Origin of the sequence: Flavobacterium saccharophilum (genome assembly GCF_900142735.1) — a bacterium.
GTDB lineage: Bacteria > Bacteroidota > Bacteroidia > Flavobacteriales > Flavobacteriaceae > Flavobacterium > Flavobacterium saccharophilum.
Genome location: NZ_FRBY01000003.1, coordinates 319,528 through 336,803, shown reverse-complemented (window position 1 = coordinate 336,803; position 17,276 = coordinate 319,528). Strand labels below are relative to the sequence as shown.

Below are 17,276 nucleotides of genomic sequence, written 5' to 3'. Positions count from 1 at the left end.
TAGCTATTACTAGAAGAAACTGATCTTTTTAGTTTTTAATAATCGAAATAAACTGCAACTTTGGGTATTTTGTCTGAATGCTAAAATGTCTTTTTTAGGACAATTAAAAAATACCACAGGAGCTAAAACCACATTATGATAGAATTTTTCAGGAATTTATTAGAAGAGTTTGAACTGCCACTTAGCAATCCAGTATTGATTTTTTCGTTAATACTTTTTATCATCTTATTATCGCCAATTTTACTAAAGAAAATTAATATTCCCGGAATTATAGGTTTGATAATTTCAGGAGTAATTATCGGGCCTCACGGACTTAATATTTTGGCTAAAAATTCGGCAGTAGATTTGTTCTCAACTATAGGACTACTTTATATCATGTTTATTGCAGGTTTAGAACTCGACATGAATGAATTTAAAGCCAACAAGAATAAGAGTTTATTATTCGGTTTTTTTACCTTTATTTTTCCGCTTTCCATTGGTTTTCCGGTTTGTTTTTACCTTTTAAAATATGATTTTAATGCCAGTTTTTTAACGGCAAGTATGTTTGCTACGCACACTTTGGTTGCGTACCCAATTGTAAGTAAATTGGGTATTGCCAAAAATCAGGCAGTTGCCATTACAGTGGGAGGAACCATTTTGACCGACACTGCCGTTTTGATTATTTTGGCCGTTATTATGGGAAGCAGTGAAGGAAATCTGAATCAGGCTTTTTGGCTGAAACTAACCGCTTCATTGATTATTTTTTCAGCCATTATGTTTTTGGTTATTCCACGAATTGCGAAATGGTTTTTCAAGAAACTGGAAAGTGAAAAACATGCCCATTATATTTTTGTACTGTCTGTTGTTTTCTTTGCTGCATTTTTAGCGCAGGTAGCAGGAGTAGAGCCTATTATTGGTGCATTCGTTGCTGGTTTGGCGCTGAATCCTTTAATTCCGCAATCATCGGCATTAATGAACAGAATTGAGTTTATTGGGAATTCATTATTTATTCCGTTTTTCCTTATTTCTGTGGGAATGTTAGTTGATATCAGTGTGATTTTAAGCGGCCCGACAGCCTTGATTGTAGCCGGAACATTGAGTGTGGTTGCTATTTTCGGAAAATGGTTTGCTGCATTTTTTACACAGATCGTTTTTAAATATACCAAAACCGAAAGACAGCTTATTTTTGGATTAAGCAGCGCGCATGCCGCAGCCACTTTAGCGGTTATTTTAGTAGGATATAAAGCTAAGATATTAGATGAGAATATCTTAAACGGTACAATTATCTTAATTTTAATTACTTGTATCGTAGCTTCTTTTGCAACAGAAAAAGCAGCTAAAAAAATTGCAATTTGCGAAGAAGAAATTTCTCATGAAGATACGCATAGTGATCAGATTTTAGACGAGCACATTTTGATTCCGCTGGCAAAAACCTCTGCAACAGCAAGTTTATTAGATTTTGCACTTTTGATTAAAGATAAAAAATCATCAAATCCAATTACTTTATTGACGATTGTTCCAAATAATGATCAGGCTGAAAAGAACATTTTAAGATACCGAAAAGCAGTTGATAAATTCGTAATTCAGGGTTCTGCCTCAGAAGTAAAAATCAATACGATTGCCCGAATTGACCATAATCCTGCGAGTGGTATTGCCAGAACTTCAAAAGAAATTATGTCGGATATTGTGATTGTGGGCTGGCCGAGAAAAACAGGTTTCTTAGATAAAATTTTTGGTGAGAACGTAGATTCAATTATAAATAACGTTGATAAAAGTTTGTTTATCTGTCGTTTCGAAAAGTCCTTTATAGAAGAAAAAAGAATGGTGTTCATTTGTCCGCCATTTTCTGAAAGAGGTGCCGGATTTCAACTTTTGATTCAGAAAATCGCTCGCTTATCTCAAGAATTAAGTGTTCCGATTGTGATTTACGCCGAATATAAAACGCATCAATCCATTCAGCAAATTGCCAATTATTTGAAGCTGAACGCTAAATTAGGCTTCAAAAGTATTTTAGACTGGGATGATTTCGATGCTATCTCAGATGAAATAAAACCAACCGATTTAATTGTTTTCAATTTATCCCGAAAAGGCTCTGTTTCGTACCAATCAATCTTTGATAAATTACCTCAGAAATTCGAAAAATCATTCAGTGAAAACAACCTGATTTTGGTGTATCCGCAAGATGATAACAAAGTAACTTCTATGGATGCTTACGAAGATTTTACCGCAACGCCTTTGACAAAAGGTCTTGAAGCAATTGAACAGATTGGTAGAGGTTTGGGAAATATTTTGAAGAAAGGATGAAAGAATAATTATTTTTAAAATAGTTTATAAATAGCAATATGACTGAACATTTAGAAAAGATCGTTACAAAATATAATTTTCCAAAAAGAGATGTAACTGATTCAGTTGAAATTGCAGAAATTGAATCCTATTCGAAGTTAAAACTTCCCAAAGATTATATTTTTTACCTAGAAAACTATCATGGGATAGATCAGTTTATTGGTGTTGAATTTATAAATCTTTGGAGTTTAGAAGAAATTATTACATCCAATAAAAATTATAATATAGTTGAAGGTTTACAGCAGACTATTGGAATCGGATCCAATGGCAGCGGAGAATTCATCGGGATTAAATTCGATCAGGATGAAAATGTCAAAATAATTCTTTCGCCTTTTATTAATTTGAATAGTAAACATAATATCGAAATCGGGACTTCTTTTACTGATTTTCTTGTACGTCTTGATAAAGGAGTTGATTGGTTTCCTTGATTTCAAATTAAATTTTTAATGCTAAAAAAAAATGAATCACAAAGCCCATTCCATCAGACCATTCATAGGAGCCAAAGATTTCGAAATCTCCAGAAGTTTTTACCGTGCTTTAGGATTTGAAGAAACGGTTTTAGATCCCAAATTTTCTGTTTTCAAAACAGGAGAAATTGCCTTTTATCTTCAGGATTATTATGCCAAAGAATGGATCGAAAACACCATGGTTTTTTTAGAAGTTGATGATGTCGATCGTTATTATCAAGAACTTTTGGTTTTAAATTTAACTGAAAAATATGGAGTAAAATTAACTCCAACGCGTCATTTAGATTGGGGTAGTGAATGTTTTTTACATGATCCTTCTGGTGTATTATGGCATTTTGGGAAGTTTAAGTGATTCGTTTTTAAAGTAAGATCATTTACGCTGTTGTATTTTGGTTCTTAATTGCATAAAGGGTTTTTCTATTGTTTTATTAAGAATATAAGCAACAATAAGACAGGACATAATGCAAATTATCAATGTAAAAGTGCTGTTGGTATCTACATTAAAAGCCTGCAGTAATTGTTGCGTAAGGTGAATTATTCCCTTATGAATCAAATAAATTCCATAGGATAGTGTAGCGATAAATGTGGTTGTTTTTGAATTCCATTTATATAAGAAACTTGTTGGAGATATTGCACCTAAAACCATAAACCCATATCCTAAGGCTACTAAGGGGAACCCGAAAACAGAGGCATAAAAAGATGTTTCTTCATAACATAAAAAGTAGGCCGCTGTTAATAAAAGAAGACTTACGATTAGAAATTCATTTCCGAATCTGGAAATCCTGTTCCATACATTTGGTAAAAATTGATATAGGGCGGCAATAGATACACCTATAAGCAAGCCATCCAAGCGATTGTAGGTTGGATAGTAAATATATTTAGACCAAAATAGCCATGGATTGTCTGTGCCACTGTTTGGAAAGTATAAAAATTTCCAACTATAAAATCGAATTATAAAACCGAAAACAAACAAGGCAACTAAAATCCAATAGGATTTGCTGAAAAGATTAGTGGATTGTAGAAAAAGCAAAACAAGAGGTAAAAGCAAATAAAAATGTTCTTCAACACAAAGTGACCAAGCATGTGAAAATGTTCCGTAGTCCTGAATATTTAATCCAAAATTTTGAGTGAAAGTTAGTAATTTCCATAGCGGAGGAAGTGCTTCTCTTTCTCTAAATGCCGGAACAAGAAAATATATGGCGGTAACGAACCAAAATAGAGGCAAAATTCTGAAAAAACGTTTTAAGAAGAAATCTTTAAAAGAGATTTTTATTCCATTTTTAATATTAAAAAAGAGTTGCGAAGAAATTAAAAATCCGCTTAAAACAAAAAATAAATCTACTCCGGTCCAGCCAAATTTAGCAATACTGGTTAACCATTCCGGATGCGCAAAAATTGGAATTTGATAGTGATATAAGAAAACGAAACATATTGCAAAAGCCCTTAAATGATCTAGTCCGTATAATTTTTTTTGCACTTCCGTATCTGTGTATTTTGTTTTTAAAAGCTCAAAGATAACAGAATCAAAAGACGTTATTTTTTGAAAATATAACTTTTATTAACAAAATAAAAAGGAGCAAATTTAAAAGCCTACAAATATAAATCTGACAGATTTATTGTGTTTTTTTTTCTTTGATACCAGTCATTATATACTAATTCCAATTTATCAACTGTAAATTCTCCAAAATCGTAATCCCGAAATTTTTCTACAACAGCCATTAATTTCTCCGGATTTTCTACTTTTTCCTGAAATCTCAAAACCGTTGAATGTGCAGTCGCTATGGCATAACGGCTGTCAATACTTTCCTCTAAAGTTGATTTTTTGAAATTCTCACGCAATTTATCCCGTAAAATATTCAAAGATTCATCCGTTGGAAATCCCTGAATCATTATTGCCGAAGTAGAGGCTGTAATTCCTCTAAATTCGATTTTAATTTTATCTACATCAATTAAACTTTTTTCAATAATTTCGATATATTTTTCCGTCCTGATTTTATCCAAAGTAAATCCTTTATAACAAGAAATAATCGACATTAGGGTAATATGAATGTCTGAATTAGGATAATAATATTGTTTGGAATCAATTTCTCTTACTTCGTTTAAAAACAATTGAATTTTAGCTTTGATTTCATCGTTGGGACGAATCAATAGTGTAATTCCGAATCGGGAATCCGATACGTCATTAATTTGGTCATCAACTTTGTAATTTCCTTCTAAAATAGCTTTTGAAGATTTTGTATAAAGTTGGTTGTAATGTTCTTGTAAGTTCATTTCAAAAAATTATTCAGCTTCAAATATTGATTTCATAAGCTGTTGTAAATCATGTTTGTTAATTTCGCCGCTTCCTTTCCATTTTCCAATAATCATTCCGTTTTTATCAATTAAAACTTTATGCGGGATTCCAAAAACGTAATAATCTTTAATCACTCCACTTCCACTATCCGATGTAAAAACATGGTTCCAATGCTCTATTTTTTCTTTTTCAATGGCTTTTTTCCACAAATCAGGTTTGTCATCTTTTGCAATGTTGATTATTTCAAAACCTTGTTGATGGTACTTTTTATAAAGTTCTTTGACATAGGGAAGTTCTTCCCGACATGGACCACACCAGCTAGCCCAAAAATCAATCAGTACATATTTTCCTCTGAAATCCTGTAGAGAAACCGTTTTTCCATTTATATCTTTTAAGGAGAATTTAGGCGCTGTACTGCCCACTTTACTCTGATTGAAAAATTTCAGCTTTTCAGTCATGTCTTTTCCCTGTTCAGAATTTTTAACTTCAGGAGTAAAATTTTGAAAAACTTCCACGAAAGTGTCATAAAAATTCATTCCTATAAAACGATTAACGCTTCTGCGGATTAACTGCAAAGCCTCGATCGAATTTGGATGTTGTCTGGCAAACTCAAAATCAAGTTTTAGTTCGCTTATTTCGTTTTGATCTGATGCATTCCATATCGTATCTAAACGAAGCATTAGCTGAGAAAGTTTAACTGAATCTTTTTCTGCTTCTATTTTTAAATTGTATTCTTTTTTTAATTTTGAAAGAGAATCGTTTATTGCTTTGGTCGGTTTGTGGAGTTCGATAATTTCTTTTTCTATCGAGGGGTCGCCTTGGGCTTTAATAAAATGGCTCGTAAATAAAACTGAAATGAAAAATAGGAATTTTAAATGCTTCATAAGAATAGCGAAATTATTATTGGAATTTGGTTTTCCGAATATAAGAAAATATCAAACAATTCTTATTTCTTTTTAGCTTTCTCCAAATTTTCTTTAACTCTGAATTTTACAATCTTGGTAATCAAATCATAAGGCATTTGTTGATTTAAAGGAAATTGTACAGAACCTTTTCCGGATTTATATAGAGAAAGTTCTTCTTTGAAAGCTTCGTGACCGGTGGGCAAAGCATACAAACCAATATGATTTTTAAAGGCGGCAAAGTAAACTACAATTCCGTTTTGCTCAAATGCCGGCATCGAATAACTGATTTTCTCCGTAGCATCTGGAGCTGCTTTGTGAATCGTCATTCGTACTTTCTCCAGAATTTGCTGAACTTCATTTGGAAAAGCGCCAATGTATTCGTCAATGTTTAAAGGTTTTTTGATATCCATTGTGGTTAGTTTTTTTGTTTCAGGTTTCAAGTTTGTAGGCAACGAACTTGAAACTAAAAAAACTTGAAACCTGAAACTTTTTTATGCAAGTCCCTTAGGGAACCTGTCTAAAATTAAATTTAGTAAAAGATGATGCTCTAAATATGCTTTTGCTCCGGCTAAAACCAACGTAAAACCTTCAGTAGAATTACGAACCTGATCAATTATTTTGTCCGTATCTCCTTTAAAACCTGAATTCGTTATGCTTACAAAGGTTTCGTTTTCATTTAATGCTGTGAAAATCCACTCTACCAAAGTGCTTTCTTCAGGGTTTCCCCATTCGATTACAATTTTTTTATTTTCCTGTAAAACATGAGTCGTGACAGTCAATGAAAAACCATACATTTCCCAGGTCCATTCTGTTTTTTTATCTTGTTCTAATTTGCCTGAGCCTTTTGTAAACCAGAATTTGCTTGTAATTTCCGGGTCAATAAAAGCCTGAAAAACTTCCGATACAGGCTTTCTAATAAGCATTTCGGCTTTTGCGAACTTATTATTTTCTGTTTTCATTTGGGTTGAATTAGAGGTTGTTAATAATATGAAAACAGCTTAAAAAAAGGTTTTAAGCTGTTTTTTAAAGCCCTAATTTAAGAAAAAAGTATTGCAATAAAAAAGCTTTACTAATTACGTAAAGCTTCTTTATTTATTTAATGCGATTTAGAATATCGAATAACCAAAAGTTAAAGCGAATGATTTATAGTTCGAATTCCATTCTCTGTTACTGTCGAGAACATTTTTTCCGAAATTAGCTCTAAATTCAGCACTGTACTTTTTCTTAAATTTATATCCTAGACCAAATGTAAAGCTGGTAGTTGGTTTTAATTCAAGAGTAGTATTTCTCTGTGTAGAATATTCAACATAAGCTTCTGAATTAACTGCATGTTCCATAACCACTTGTCCGTTGATAAATAGACTCGAATTATTTTTTAAAAACATATAGTATCTTATTCCAAATGGTAATTCGATCGAATTGTATTCAATACTTCCTTTTAATTCTTCATTTGTTCTTGAATCTAATCTTGATTTTTCTGCTTTATACCCTCCTACATAAGTTGGTTCAAATATTAGAGCCCATTTGTTTTTGTTGATTGGTAAAATAAACTCCGCTTCAAGACCAATGCGAAAACCAATTTTATTGTCAAAATCTCTATCGTAATCAGGTGTTGACATTGAAGAATTACTTATTGATATTGCCGAAGTGGTAATTCCTGGTCTAATGTTTAGATTAAATAAATCTCTTTTTTCAGTAGTTTCAAAAACCGTATATTTTGAGTTATTACAGTCATTGTATTTTTTGAAAAATTTTATCAGACTATTTTTTTTGTAACTAAGTTTTTCAACATCATTAGTCGTAATATTATCACATTTTAAAGTCATCCATAATTGCTGTTTGTATTGATTGTTTTGCGCAATTTGTACTTCAGAAGTTTTATAAGATTTGTAAACCAACTGATTAATGGACAACGAATCTGTTTTATAAAAGTAACGTTTGGTATTGCCTGAAATATACTCAAACAAACTAGCTTTTCCTTCTAATAAAACCTTCAAGAGCGAGGTCTCTTTTTTGAATTCTGGATTTTTCTCGTAAGTCATGTTGCTGATTACCTGAGTAGATTTATCTATATCTACAGTAAATCGTTCGTATTTGGAATGATTGTCAATTCCGAATGCTTTTATTTGTGCTATTGAAATATTTATTGGCTGATCTTGTTCGTCTAACTTATATTGAATTTCTGTTGGATTATTGCTCCAATCAACGTTTTTAATTAAGCAAGTTGTTTTTTTATCATTATTGTCAACAAAATATCCTTTTTCAAATATAATTTGTGAGTACGTTTGGAAGCTTAAAAGAAACAGTAAGCAGATGAATAATTTATTCTTCATTTTGGGGTTTAGGTTAATTAGTTTTTGATTTTGCACAAATATATATGAAATGTTTTTACTACAAAGAACTAATTTTATACGCTAATTAAACCTTCTGATTATCAATCCATTTTCCAACTGTGGGCGGCGTATAATTTCTCATTTGAAGCAATAAATCATCAATAGTATCGCTTACCAATAGCATTTTTTGATTGACATCTTTAAGTAAACCTTTTTCAACCATAGTTTCGGTTAATGCAATTAAAGAATCATAAAACCCATTAATATTTAAAATGGCAATAGGTTTTTTATGAAGTCCCAATTGTGCCCAGGTTAGCATTTCGAAAAGTTCTTCCAGTGTTCCAAAACCACCCGGAAGTGCAATCACACCATCGCATAAATCATTCATTTTGGTTTTTCTTTCGTGCATGCTTTCAACCAAAATTAATTCGGTTAAACCGAGATGCGCGATTTCTTTTGATCTTAAAAAGTTGGGTAGAACACCAATTGCTTTTCCTCCATTATTTAAAACACCATCGGCTACTGCACCCATCAAACCTACGTTTGCGCCGCCGTAAACCAGTTCTATGTTTTCTTTGGCAAATGTTTCACCAAGTAATGTGGCTTGCTCTGTATAAATTGCTTCGGTACCAAAACTTGATCCGCAAAATACTGTTATTCTTTTCATTTTATTTGTGTTATGGGTTATAGGTTAGGAGTTAGAAGTTAGAAGTTCAGTGTTAAAGATAAAAGAAGGTAGAAGAAGATTGTTTTTTTATTAATCAATACATAACCTATAACCTTCGAATAACTTTTACCCTTTTACCAATTCATATTCATAATGCAAAATGCCATCGGGAGTAGGCGGAAAATTCATCTCATTTACTTTCGTTGCACCCAATTTTAAAACCGCTTTTTGCGAACGGAAATTTTCAGCTCCGATATGAAAAAATATAGAATTCACATGCTCAAAAGCATAATCAATCAATAGCTTTTTGTTTGATTTATTATAAGCTCCGCCCCAATATTTTCTGCCAATAAAAGTGTAACCAATGGCAATACTTGAATTTTCTGGTTTGTAATCATAGAAGCGCGTAGTACCTATTACTTCATTGGTAACTGCATCCAGAATTAAAAAACCACTTTTGGAATCCAAAGCAGCATCAAAGAAACCCTGGAAAACTTCTTTTTTGTAACGGTCTTTTATAGGATGTTGTTCCCAAAGTAAAGGATCTGATGCTATTTCATATAAAGCATCAAAATCGGTTTCCTGAAGTGGTACTAATTTGGTTATATTGTCTTCTAAGATTTCTGGTTGTAAATTGAATTCTTGATTTTTCATTTCTATTGTTTTTAATTTTTGCTACAGATTAAAGGATTAAATTCATTTTTTTGCTCTTGTAGGATAATTAACCATAAAGTTTGTCATTCCGAGGTACGAGGATCCCCGCAAGTAATTCCGCACAGAAATGCGGATAATCTTTGTCGATCTACTTACGGGGATTTCTCCTTCGTCGAAATGACAAAAAAAAACGACAAAATCTTTATAATTATTTATATCCTTTTAATCTGAACACAAGAAACATTTTCCATTTTAATCTCGTTTCCTGTTTTCTTTAGTAATCCTGTTTTCTCATTTCTTTTAAAAACAACCACATTTCCCGTTATAACATTACTGGCAACTAAAAATTTCCCACTTTCATCAAGAGCAAAAATTCTTGGATGTTTTCCTAAAGTCGATTGATATCCAATGGTCTTCAACATTCCATTTTCATCAATAGAAAAAATAGCAATGTTGTTTTCTTTGCCCCGGTTTGTAGCGTAAAGAAATTTTCCATCAGGCGAAATATGAATGTCTGAGCTTTCAAAACCTTCTATGATTTTATCAGGATGTGTATTGATTCGTTGGATCTTTTTTAATGATCCATTTTCGTATTGATACACACTAATCGCGCCGGCCATTTCTTCAATACAATACCCAAATTTCTGATTCGGATGAAAAGTAAAATGTCTTGGACCGGCTTCTAAATCGGTTTTTATAAACGGATTTTTTGTTTCGGCTAAAGGTTTTTTCAGCGTTTCATCAAAACGATAACAACGTATTTTATCTGCACCTAAATCGGGTAAAAATATGTAATCATTTTGAGGAGAAAATACAGCCGAATGCACATGCGATCTCGTTTGTCTTTCTTTATGAACACTGCCATCTGTATATTGAAAATTCTGCGTAAGCGAATCTATTTTTCCATTTTCTAATAACGGATGAACGGAAACACTTCCTTCTGTGTAATTCGCATTAACCAACCATTTACCGCTTTTATGAACAGAAACATAAACCGGATTTTCGCCGCCGCTCCTTTGTTTGTTCAAAAAAGTCAGGGTTTTGCTTTTAGGATTAAATTCAAAACTGCTGACATTCCCGTCGTTTGGCGTTTTGGTTTCGGTGCAGGCATACACATATTTTCCATTTGGAGAAACGGTTAAATAAGATGGATTTATGACATTTTTTGCTGAGGTAACTTTGGTTAGTTTTCCTTTTAAAGTATCTAATTGATAAACCTGAATAGATTCTGCTTCTTTGTCTTTATTATAGCTTCCTAAGAAGACATAGGTATTTTGGGAAAAAAGATTGAAGGTTACCAGAAAGGTAATTACTATGAAGTTGATTTTTAGTTTCAAGGTTTTATATTGTTTCGCGTTTTTTAATTGTTTGCTTCGCTAAGTTGGCTTTTGTTCTCGTGTCCGATTTTAAATTTATGTTCAATTTTGTCATTCCGATTTCTATGATAACACCAAATCTGTTTTTCAGGAGCTAATCCCGCTATCCGTTACAATCTTTTGTGGCGAACCCCGCCACAAAAGGATTTCCACTTCTATCGGGGCTAGGCCAAAAATTTTCATAAGAATATTTTCGTTAGTTTGTCATCCCGAACGAGGACACAAACGATAGTGAACTGGCGAAGCAAATCCCCACAAGTAACTCCACAATCAAAATCGTCAATCTTTGTTGAGCTACTTGCGGAGATTCCTCCTCCGTCGGAATGACAAATGGCACGTTTTCTTATCAGTCTTTAATCTATTCTCTATATTCTATTCTCTATATTCTAAAATTATCTAACTCCTTTCCACCATTGTTGAAATTGTTGATTTTCATTTTTCAATTCGACTACTTCACCAATCTTAGGTGTAATTAACGGAATCGGATTTTCAGATAAACGATTCAATTCGGTCACTTTAATCAAAGGTTCATCCCAGGAATGCAGAGATAAAGGAAATTTTGAATTATGTACCGGAAATACTCTTTTTGCCTTTAAGTCTTTCATCGCTTTTATTACATCTTCCGGTAAATTGTGAATGTATTTCCATGCCGGATTATACTGGCCATTATCGAGCAACACCAAATCAAAAGGACCGTATTTATTGCCAATTGCTGTAAAGTGAGAATCGTAACCGCTGTCGCCGCCCAAATACATTTTAAAATCTTTGGTTTCTAAAATAAATGAAGTCCAAAGTGTATTACAGCGCTTGATGCTTCTGCCAGAAAAATGTCTCGATGGAGCAGTATAAAGTGTCAAATTTTGATCTAATTCTATTTTTTCATGCCAGTCTTTTTCGATAATATTTTCTAAAGAAAAACCCCAAAATTCAAAATGCGAACCAACGCCAAGTGCCGTGATTATCTTTTTTATTTTCGGTTTAAGTTCCATAATGGTTTTATAATCCAAATGATCATAATGGTCGTGTGTGATTAGCAAATAATCAATTTCCGGAATATCATCGTAGGTATAAATATCAGTTCCTTTAAAGGCTTTTGTAGTGCCGTAAATAGGAGAGGCGTTTCCGCTGAAAACAGGATCGATTAAAAAACGCTTTCCTTCCAATTGAATAAAATAAGAGGAATGCCCAAACCAAACTAAAACATCCTGATTTATATCTAATTCTTTCAAATTAGTTTTTATCGACGGAATAATATCAGTTGGGATTTTTCGATCAACTTTCTTGAAAAAAAATTGATTTAAAACATCATAATAACCGTAACCTTCGGCAAGTTCGGGAGTAAAACTTTCATTTTCGAATTTTCCATTTTTGTATTGAGGAGACTTTTGTATTACAGCCAGCCTTTCGCCAGAAGGTTGTTTTCCAAATCTGGGATGGAATAAAAAATAAAATATAACGGCTAGTAGAAGAATTGTTATGGTAAGGATCATGTTTTTTTATTTAGAAGGATATAATTTTTGTAAATATTCAACTGAAGCTGAAGTCATTTCTTTTAGAATTTCTACATTAATATCGCTTAGTTTTTTGATGTAAATACAACCTTTAGCAGCTCTATGTTTTCCTAATTTAGAAAGTAAATCTTCTCTGTTTTCTTCAGACAAATAAACATAAAGCGAAATAGCCGCCTTTCTTGGCGAGAACCCTGCGAGAGGAGCATCGCCTTCGTGTCCGCTGGCATATTTGTAATGATAACTTCCAAAACCAATAATGCTTGGTCCCCACATTTTAGGTTCAAAACCGGTTACGTCCTGCATTATTTTCACAAGCTCAAAAGCGTCCTTTCTTTTTGCTTCATCCTCTACAAAAGTGTTTATAAAATCGATAACACTGACTGCTGTTTCTTCAGTTTTATTTTTTGCCATGATTTATTTTTTTGGATGAACTAAATCGCTTTTTAATAAAATATCTTTGATTTTTCTTTCAGAAGCATAAAACAAATTTGAATCTTCATTCATCTGATTCTCAATAACAATCAAACTCACGTCACTTTCCGGGAAATACAAATTAACAGAAGAAAATCCATCACCTAAACCGGTATGACCAAGATATTTTACTGTGTCTTTTTCAATAGTTCGAATGCTGTAACCGTAACCTTCCTTTTCTTTTCCAAAGAAATTATGCTGTGATAATACCGAAGGTTTAACGATTGATTGATAGGATTCCGGTTTTAGAATTTTTCCTTTATGAAAATTATCGTTCCAGATTGCTAAATCGTGTACCGTCGAAATAATTCCATCAGCACCCAAATTTTCAGGTGTTATAAGGGATTTTTTTACAGCTTCGTAGGTGTTTTTATTATTTATGTATCCAGTGGTCAAATTTTGAATTTTGTCCAGATTATAAGCAAAAGTATGCTTCATCTTAAGTTTCTTGAAAAGCGCATTGACCACTTCGCTGTAACTTTTATTTGTAGTGTGCTCAACAATTTGACCAAGAAGACTGTAGCTCATATTTCCGTAATGAAAATTAGTTCCGGGCTTAAATTCAAGAGGTTTATTAATGTCCACAATTCCGTGTGTGTGATTTAAAAGTTGATGAACTGTAACAGAATCTGCCCATTTTTGACTAAGCTTAGGAAGGTATTTTTTGACTGGATCTTGTAAGTTAATTTTTCCTTTCTCGACTTCTAATAAAATCAAAACAGCAGCAATTAACTTGCTGTTCGACATAATTTCAAATTGGCTGTTGATTGTTAAAGGTTTTTTAGTTTCAAAATTGGCAAAGCCTTGTGCCTTTTCGTATTTTGTTTTTCCGTTTTGTGCAATCAGAATTACACCATTAAATTTAGGATCGGCAACTTTAATTAAGCTATCAATTTGAGTAGCATAATTATCCTTTTTTTGAGCAAAAGAATTACAGTTAGAAAATAGAAAAACGATAGATAGCAGAAAGGAGAATCGGGTAATAGCGTTCATTAAGAGGGTTTTGTTTTTTAGTTTGTTTTTTATTGTTTCAAGTTTCAAGTTTCAGGTTTCAGGTTTTTCAGTCACAGTCACAGTTTTCAGTTGCAGCAACTGTCAACTGTGACTGAAAACTAATTTCTAGAACATTCCGTTTTCGTTAATCGTTTCTTTTGGAATTGGCTGTCCTAAATCCCAAAGCTCTATTATTTTATCTGCTTCAAATCTAAAGATATGAACGACGGCAGTTCCTAAGTCGACCGAATTTTGTTTAACACAGGAATGCACCGCAACCAAATCACCATCTCTCAAGGCATGGTGAATTTTGAAAATCTTATTCGGATTTTTTCTGGAAGATTCCTCCATGGCCAACATCAAAGTATTGGCATCGCCTTTAAAATAAGCATTATGATGCTTAAAATTCTCGCCTATATAAAGCCGGAAAGCTTCGTGTGAATGCCCGTTTGCAGCGAGTTTTAAAAATTCCTGGGCAATATATTTCTTAGTCATGACTCTAAAATTAAAAACAAACTAAGTTATGAAATTTAGAGGTATGTTTTCAAGGAAATAAACCTTAGAAAGGAAGTTTTTATAAATGATTCAATTTGATTTTAGAAGTGTCAATAGCCAATTTTTCAAACTCTTTTTCAACTAATTTGAAATGTTTTAGCAGAGAGATTAAATGGTATTCTCTAAACTCTTCTTTTGACTACTTTAATTGCCAGATAAGCCATTGGAATATACGCAAAAACTAAATCTACAACCGTAAACCACATAGGCGAAGGCAATGAACAGACGCTCACAATACCGCCCAACAAAAAGAAAGCTCCAATAATTAAACCGAGTTTTGTTCTATGATTAAATGCAATTAAAGACGTTGTTAGCGCGCCGGCAAAGGTTCCGATGGCGTGTGCCAAAAAAGGGAAAAGAAAATGTTTTGCTTCAAACAAATGCATCGTTTTTTGCAAACCTTCCATAGTGGTATTATCCGCTCCGTCTGGGGGAGGAATAATAGAACCGCTCATTAAAATAATACTCATGTTAACAATGCTTCCAACAATAAGGCCAGCAATAACGGCCAAAGTATTTTTTAAAATGGGATTCATAAATTTGGTTTTTAATTGCACTAATTTATGAAAAATATCATTAGCGAAAAGAACCAAATCTATTATTTTAGGAGTCTAGTTACTTAGCGCTCAGTTTCTTTTCGTTTTCTGTTTGTGGTTTGTCTTTGCCATTTGGCATTCCTTTTCCCGTAGTAATTAGTTTCTTTAAACTGTTCTGAATGTAATTGGTCCACGAATCTCTGCAAATATCAAAACATTCATAATCCGGAACCAGACCAACATGCGTAAAGCGAAGTGCCGTTTTTCCGTTTTTTTCCGAGATCTCAAAAGTGGGTTTTGTGTCCGTCCATTCCGTTTTGTCTTCGGTAAATTTGAAGTAATTTTGCTCCACCAGCCAAACAATTTTCTGATTCGGAATCACCTCAATCAATTTGACTTTGCAGCGATGTATATCTTCATAATGATAATCAAATATGTCGTTCAATTGGGCTGTATGGCCATCAATTTGTTCAGACCACCATCCGCGAACATTGGTTACGGCATTAAAAACTTCTTCGGGAGATTGGTCAACTATAAGGGTCGTGGTAAAATCTTGCGCACTCATTGTATATCGTTTTTAGAAAGTTAGATAACAAATTTACAATCTAAAAATCAATATGTTAGGGTGTTTGCAAGACAATTATAAGGGGTGAATCAGACAAGTTAGAATTTTAGATTTTTGGAATTTGGAATTTATCCCGAGACTTCGGGATTGGAATTTGGAATTTTTTAATTTGGAATTTTAAATATCAGGAGCAGAAGAGTTATTTTCAAAAGAACGATCAGTCCCGCTGTCCACTATATTCCCGATTAACAAAAACTACGGCTAAAAAGCCTTGTTTTTCTAAATCGGGAGATGCCGTTCCCATCGGGGCTAGAGTAGAGGTTTAGTTTTTAAAAGAAATGAAAACTTTCTACTCCCTCATAATATCCATTCTACTGATTTTTTGGTCTTGTATTTCAAAAATAACGACTTGTTCTTTTTTTTCCTTACTTCCATTTCGTCCGTAAACATATTCATGCACGATTGCTTTATTGGTAAAGTAAATGGTTTTTATAAAATCGGCATTCAAATCAGGTGATTGCTCAAATAGTTTGATAAACATTTCCTCACATTCTTTTTTACCATTAATTACCAATTCATGATCTGAAAAAGTATAAATCTTTGTGTCGTTTGTATACAAAGACATCATCTTTACAATGTCTTTGTTGTTAAAGGCTGACATTTGTCTGTCAATTATTTCTTCTATTGTCATTTTAGTTTAATTGAATTAATCTTTGCGAACTTTGCTGTTAAATTAAATTTTATTATCAGTTCTTCTCAGCAGCCCAATCAATAACTACAAAACTTATTTTAGTAAAGTAAAAACGAAATCTATGAAAATCTGCTTAAATCTGCAAAATCTGTGTCCAACTTAATCGCAATATTTACGAATCCTATCAACAACTTCTTCAATTTCAATAAAATGCTTCGCCATCACTTTCTCCAATTCCAATGTTCCACCTAGAATCAACATTTCTTTATTTTCGAAACGTTTTCCAAGACGGTCTTCGAGCATAATGGTCTCCATACTCTGCGCCATATTTATTTCTTCCAAAAACGCATTCGGATGCCCGGCGGGACAAATCACAAGTCCGTACGGAATGGTTTTCATACTTTGCGAAGTTTCATTTTGTCCGTAAGCATATCCAACAGAATACACACGATCAAACCAACCTTTGAGTTTCGCCGGACAATCGCTCCACCACACCGGATAAAGAAAAATAATGCAATCCGCTTTTTCGATTTTTGCATGTTCATCCAGAACATCATTAGAAATAGGAAGTTCCGTTTTGGCAAAACCTTCTCTTTCATACTCTTGTTCCGACATATCACTCTGAAAATTATTTGCGTATAAATCTGAAATTTCGAGATTCCAGTTTTGCTTTAAAATTTGAGATTTCAAATGTTCCAAAACCTGAAAAGTATATGATTTTTTACTAGGATGTGCGTAAATGATTAAAATATTCATAAGTGATTATCAAAGTTAGGATAATGAATTCTGTATACTATCAAACGAAAATACAAATTAAAACGAGATTAAAGATAACGAATTGAAAAATCAAATTCAGAATAAATAATGCAATGTTTTACTTAAAACGATATTATTTTTTGTGATTTGTAGGTCATTGTAAAGTTAATTCTTATTTTTA

The 17,276-nt window shown here is 32.9% G+C and carries 20 protein-coding genes; 3 read left to right on the top strand and 17 right to left on the bottom strand.

The annotated features are described in order from the left end of the window. Positions 1-135: 135 nt before the first annotated feature. The 3 genes from BUA98_RS11475 to BUA98_RS11465 are packed head-to-tail and all read left to right on the top strand — an operon-like array spanning position 136 to position 3,141. Positions 136-2,283, top strand: coding sequence for a cation:proton antiporter (locus BUA98_RS11475; RefSeq protein ID WP_072972632.1), 2,148 nt, complete (start codon positions 136-138; stop codon positions 2,281-2,283). A gap of 38 nt (positions 2,284-2,321) precedes the next feature. Next, a complete protein-coding gene (locus BUA98_RS11470; protein WP_072972631.1) occupies positions 2,322-2,750 on the top strand; it encodes an SMI1/KNR4 family protein in 429 nt (142 codons plus the stop codon). Between the two features lie 31 nt (positions 2,751-2,781). Beyond that, positions 2,782-3,141: a VOC family protein gene (locus tag BUA98_RS11465; RefSeq protein ID WP_072972629.1), complete on the top strand. Its 360-nt coding sequence runs from the start codon at positions 2,782-2,784 to the stop codon at positions 3,139-3,141. An 18-nt stretch (positions 3,142-3,159) separates the two neighbouring features. On the opposite strand, the gene BUA98_RS11460 is transcribed toward BUA98_RS11465, so the two are convergent. The 17 genes from BUA98_RS11460 to BUA98_RS11380 form a co-directional block, all read right to left on the bottom strand. Next, positions 3,160-4,266 (bottom strand): acyltransferase family protein, encoded by a 1,107-nt coding sequence (locus BUA98_RS11460; protein WP_072972627.1) that lies wholly within the window; start codon positions 4,264-4,266, stop codon positions 3,160-3,162. A 113-nt stretch (positions 4,267-4,379) separates the two neighbouring features. Continuing rightward, positions 4,380-5,060: a 2'-5' RNA ligase family protein gene (locus BUA98_RS11455; RefSeq protein ID WP_072972625.1), complete on the bottom strand. Its 681-nt coding sequence runs from the start codon at positions 5,058-5,060 to the stop codon at positions 4,380-4,382. Between the two features lie 9 nt (positions 5,061-5,069). Further along, the gene (locus BUA98_RS11450) at positions 5,070-5,966 is read right to left on the bottom strand and encodes a TlpA family protein disulfide reductase (protein WP_072972623.1); all 897 of its coding nucleotides are present in this window, start codon (positions 5,964-5,966) and stop codon (positions 5,070-5,072) included. A 62-nt stretch (positions 5,967-6,028) separates the two neighbouring features. Beyond that, positions 6,029-6,397: an iron chaperone gene (locus BUA98_RS11445; RefSeq protein WP_072973286.1), complete on the bottom strand. Its 369-nt coding sequence runs from the start codon at positions 6,395-6,397 to the stop codon at positions 6,029-6,031. Between the two features lie 81 nt (positions 6,398-6,478). Continuing rightward, the gene (locus BUA98_RS11440; RefSeq protein ID WP_072972621.1) at positions 6,479-6,946 is read right to left on the bottom strand and encodes an SRPBCC family protein; all 468 of its coding nucleotides are present in this window, start codon (positions 6,944-6,946) and stop codon (positions 6,479-6,481) included. Positions 6,947-7,093: 147 nt separating this feature from the next. Continuing rightward, positions 7,094-8,320, bottom strand: a complete 1,227-nt coding sequence (locus BUA98_RS11435) for a porin family protein (protein ID WP_072972619.1) — start codon at positions 8,318-8,320, stop codon at positions 7,094-7,096. 85 nt (positions 8,321-8,405) lie between these two features. Then, complete coding sequence (locus BUA98_RS11430; RefSeq protein WP_072972617.1) at positions 8,406-8,987, bottom strand: LOG family protein; 582 nt, start codon at positions 8,985-8,987, stop codon at positions 8,406-8,408. 126 nt (positions 8,988-9,113) lie between these two features. Next, positions 9,114-9,641 carry a GNAT family N-acetyltransferase gene (locus BUA98_RS11425; protein WP_072972614.1) on the bottom strand — a complete coding sequence of 176 codons (528 nt, stop codon included), beginning with the start codon at positions 9,639-9,641 and terminating at the stop codon, positions 9,114-9,116. Positions 9,642-9,853: 212 nt separating this feature from the next. Then, a complete protein-coding gene (locus BUA98_RS11420) occupies positions 9,854-10,978 on the bottom strand; it encodes a lactonase family protein (RefSeq protein WP_072972612.1) in 1,125 nt (374 codons plus the stop codon). A gap of 431 nt (positions 10,979-11,409) precedes the next feature. Beyond that, complete coding sequence (locus tag BUA98_RS11415; RefSeq protein WP_072972610.1) at positions 11,410-12,507, bottom strand: MBL fold metallo-hydrolase; 1,098 nt, start codon at positions 12,505-12,507, stop codon at positions 11,410-11,412. A 6-nt stretch (positions 12,508-12,513) separates the two neighbouring features. Then, positions 12,514-12,939 (bottom strand): DUF1801 domain-containing protein, encoded by a 426-nt coding sequence (locus BUA98_RS11410; RefSeq protein WP_072972608.1) that lies wholly within the window; start codon positions 12,937-12,939, stop codon positions 12,514-12,516. A 3-nt stretch (positions 12,940-12,942) separates the two neighbouring features. Next, positions 12,943-13,992: a serine hydrolase domain-containing protein gene (locus tag BUA98_RS11405; RefSeq protein ID WP_072973285.1), complete on the bottom strand. Its 1,050-nt coding sequence runs from the start codon at positions 13,990-13,992 to the stop codon at positions 12,943-12,945. Between the two features lie 126 nt (positions 13,993-14,118). Then, complete coding sequence (locus BUA98_RS11400; protein WP_072972607.1) at positions 14,119-14,487, bottom strand: nuclear transport factor 2 family protein; 369 nt, start codon at positions 14,485-14,487, stop codon at positions 14,119-14,121. 182 nt (positions 14,488-14,669) lie between these two features. After that, the gene (locus BUA98_RS11395) at positions 14,670-15,083 is read right to left on the bottom strand and encodes a hypothetical protein (RefSeq protein ID WP_072972605.1); all 414 of its coding nucleotides are present in this window, start codon (positions 15,081-15,083) and stop codon (positions 14,670-14,672) included. Between the two features lie 79 nt (positions 15,084-15,162). Next, positions 15,163-15,648: an SRPBCC family protein gene (locus BUA98_RS11390; protein ID WP_072972604.1), complete on the bottom strand. Its 486-nt coding sequence runs from the start codon at positions 15,646-15,648 to the stop codon at positions 15,163-15,165. Positions 15,649-15,997: 349 nt separating this feature from the next. Further along, positions 15,998-16,339, bottom strand: a complete 342-nt coding sequence (locus tag BUA98_RS11385; protein ID WP_072972602.1) for a nuclear transport factor 2 family protein — start codon at positions 16,337-16,339, stop codon at positions 15,998-16,000. Between the two features lie 159 nt (positions 16,340-16,498). Then, positions 16,499-17,095: an NAD(P)H-dependent oxidoreductase gene (locus BUA98_RS11380; protein ID WP_072972600.1), complete on the bottom strand. Its 597-nt coding sequence runs from the start codon at positions 17,093-17,095 to the stop codon at positions 16,499-16,501. Between the last annotated feature and the right edge of the window lie 181 nt (positions 17,096-17,276).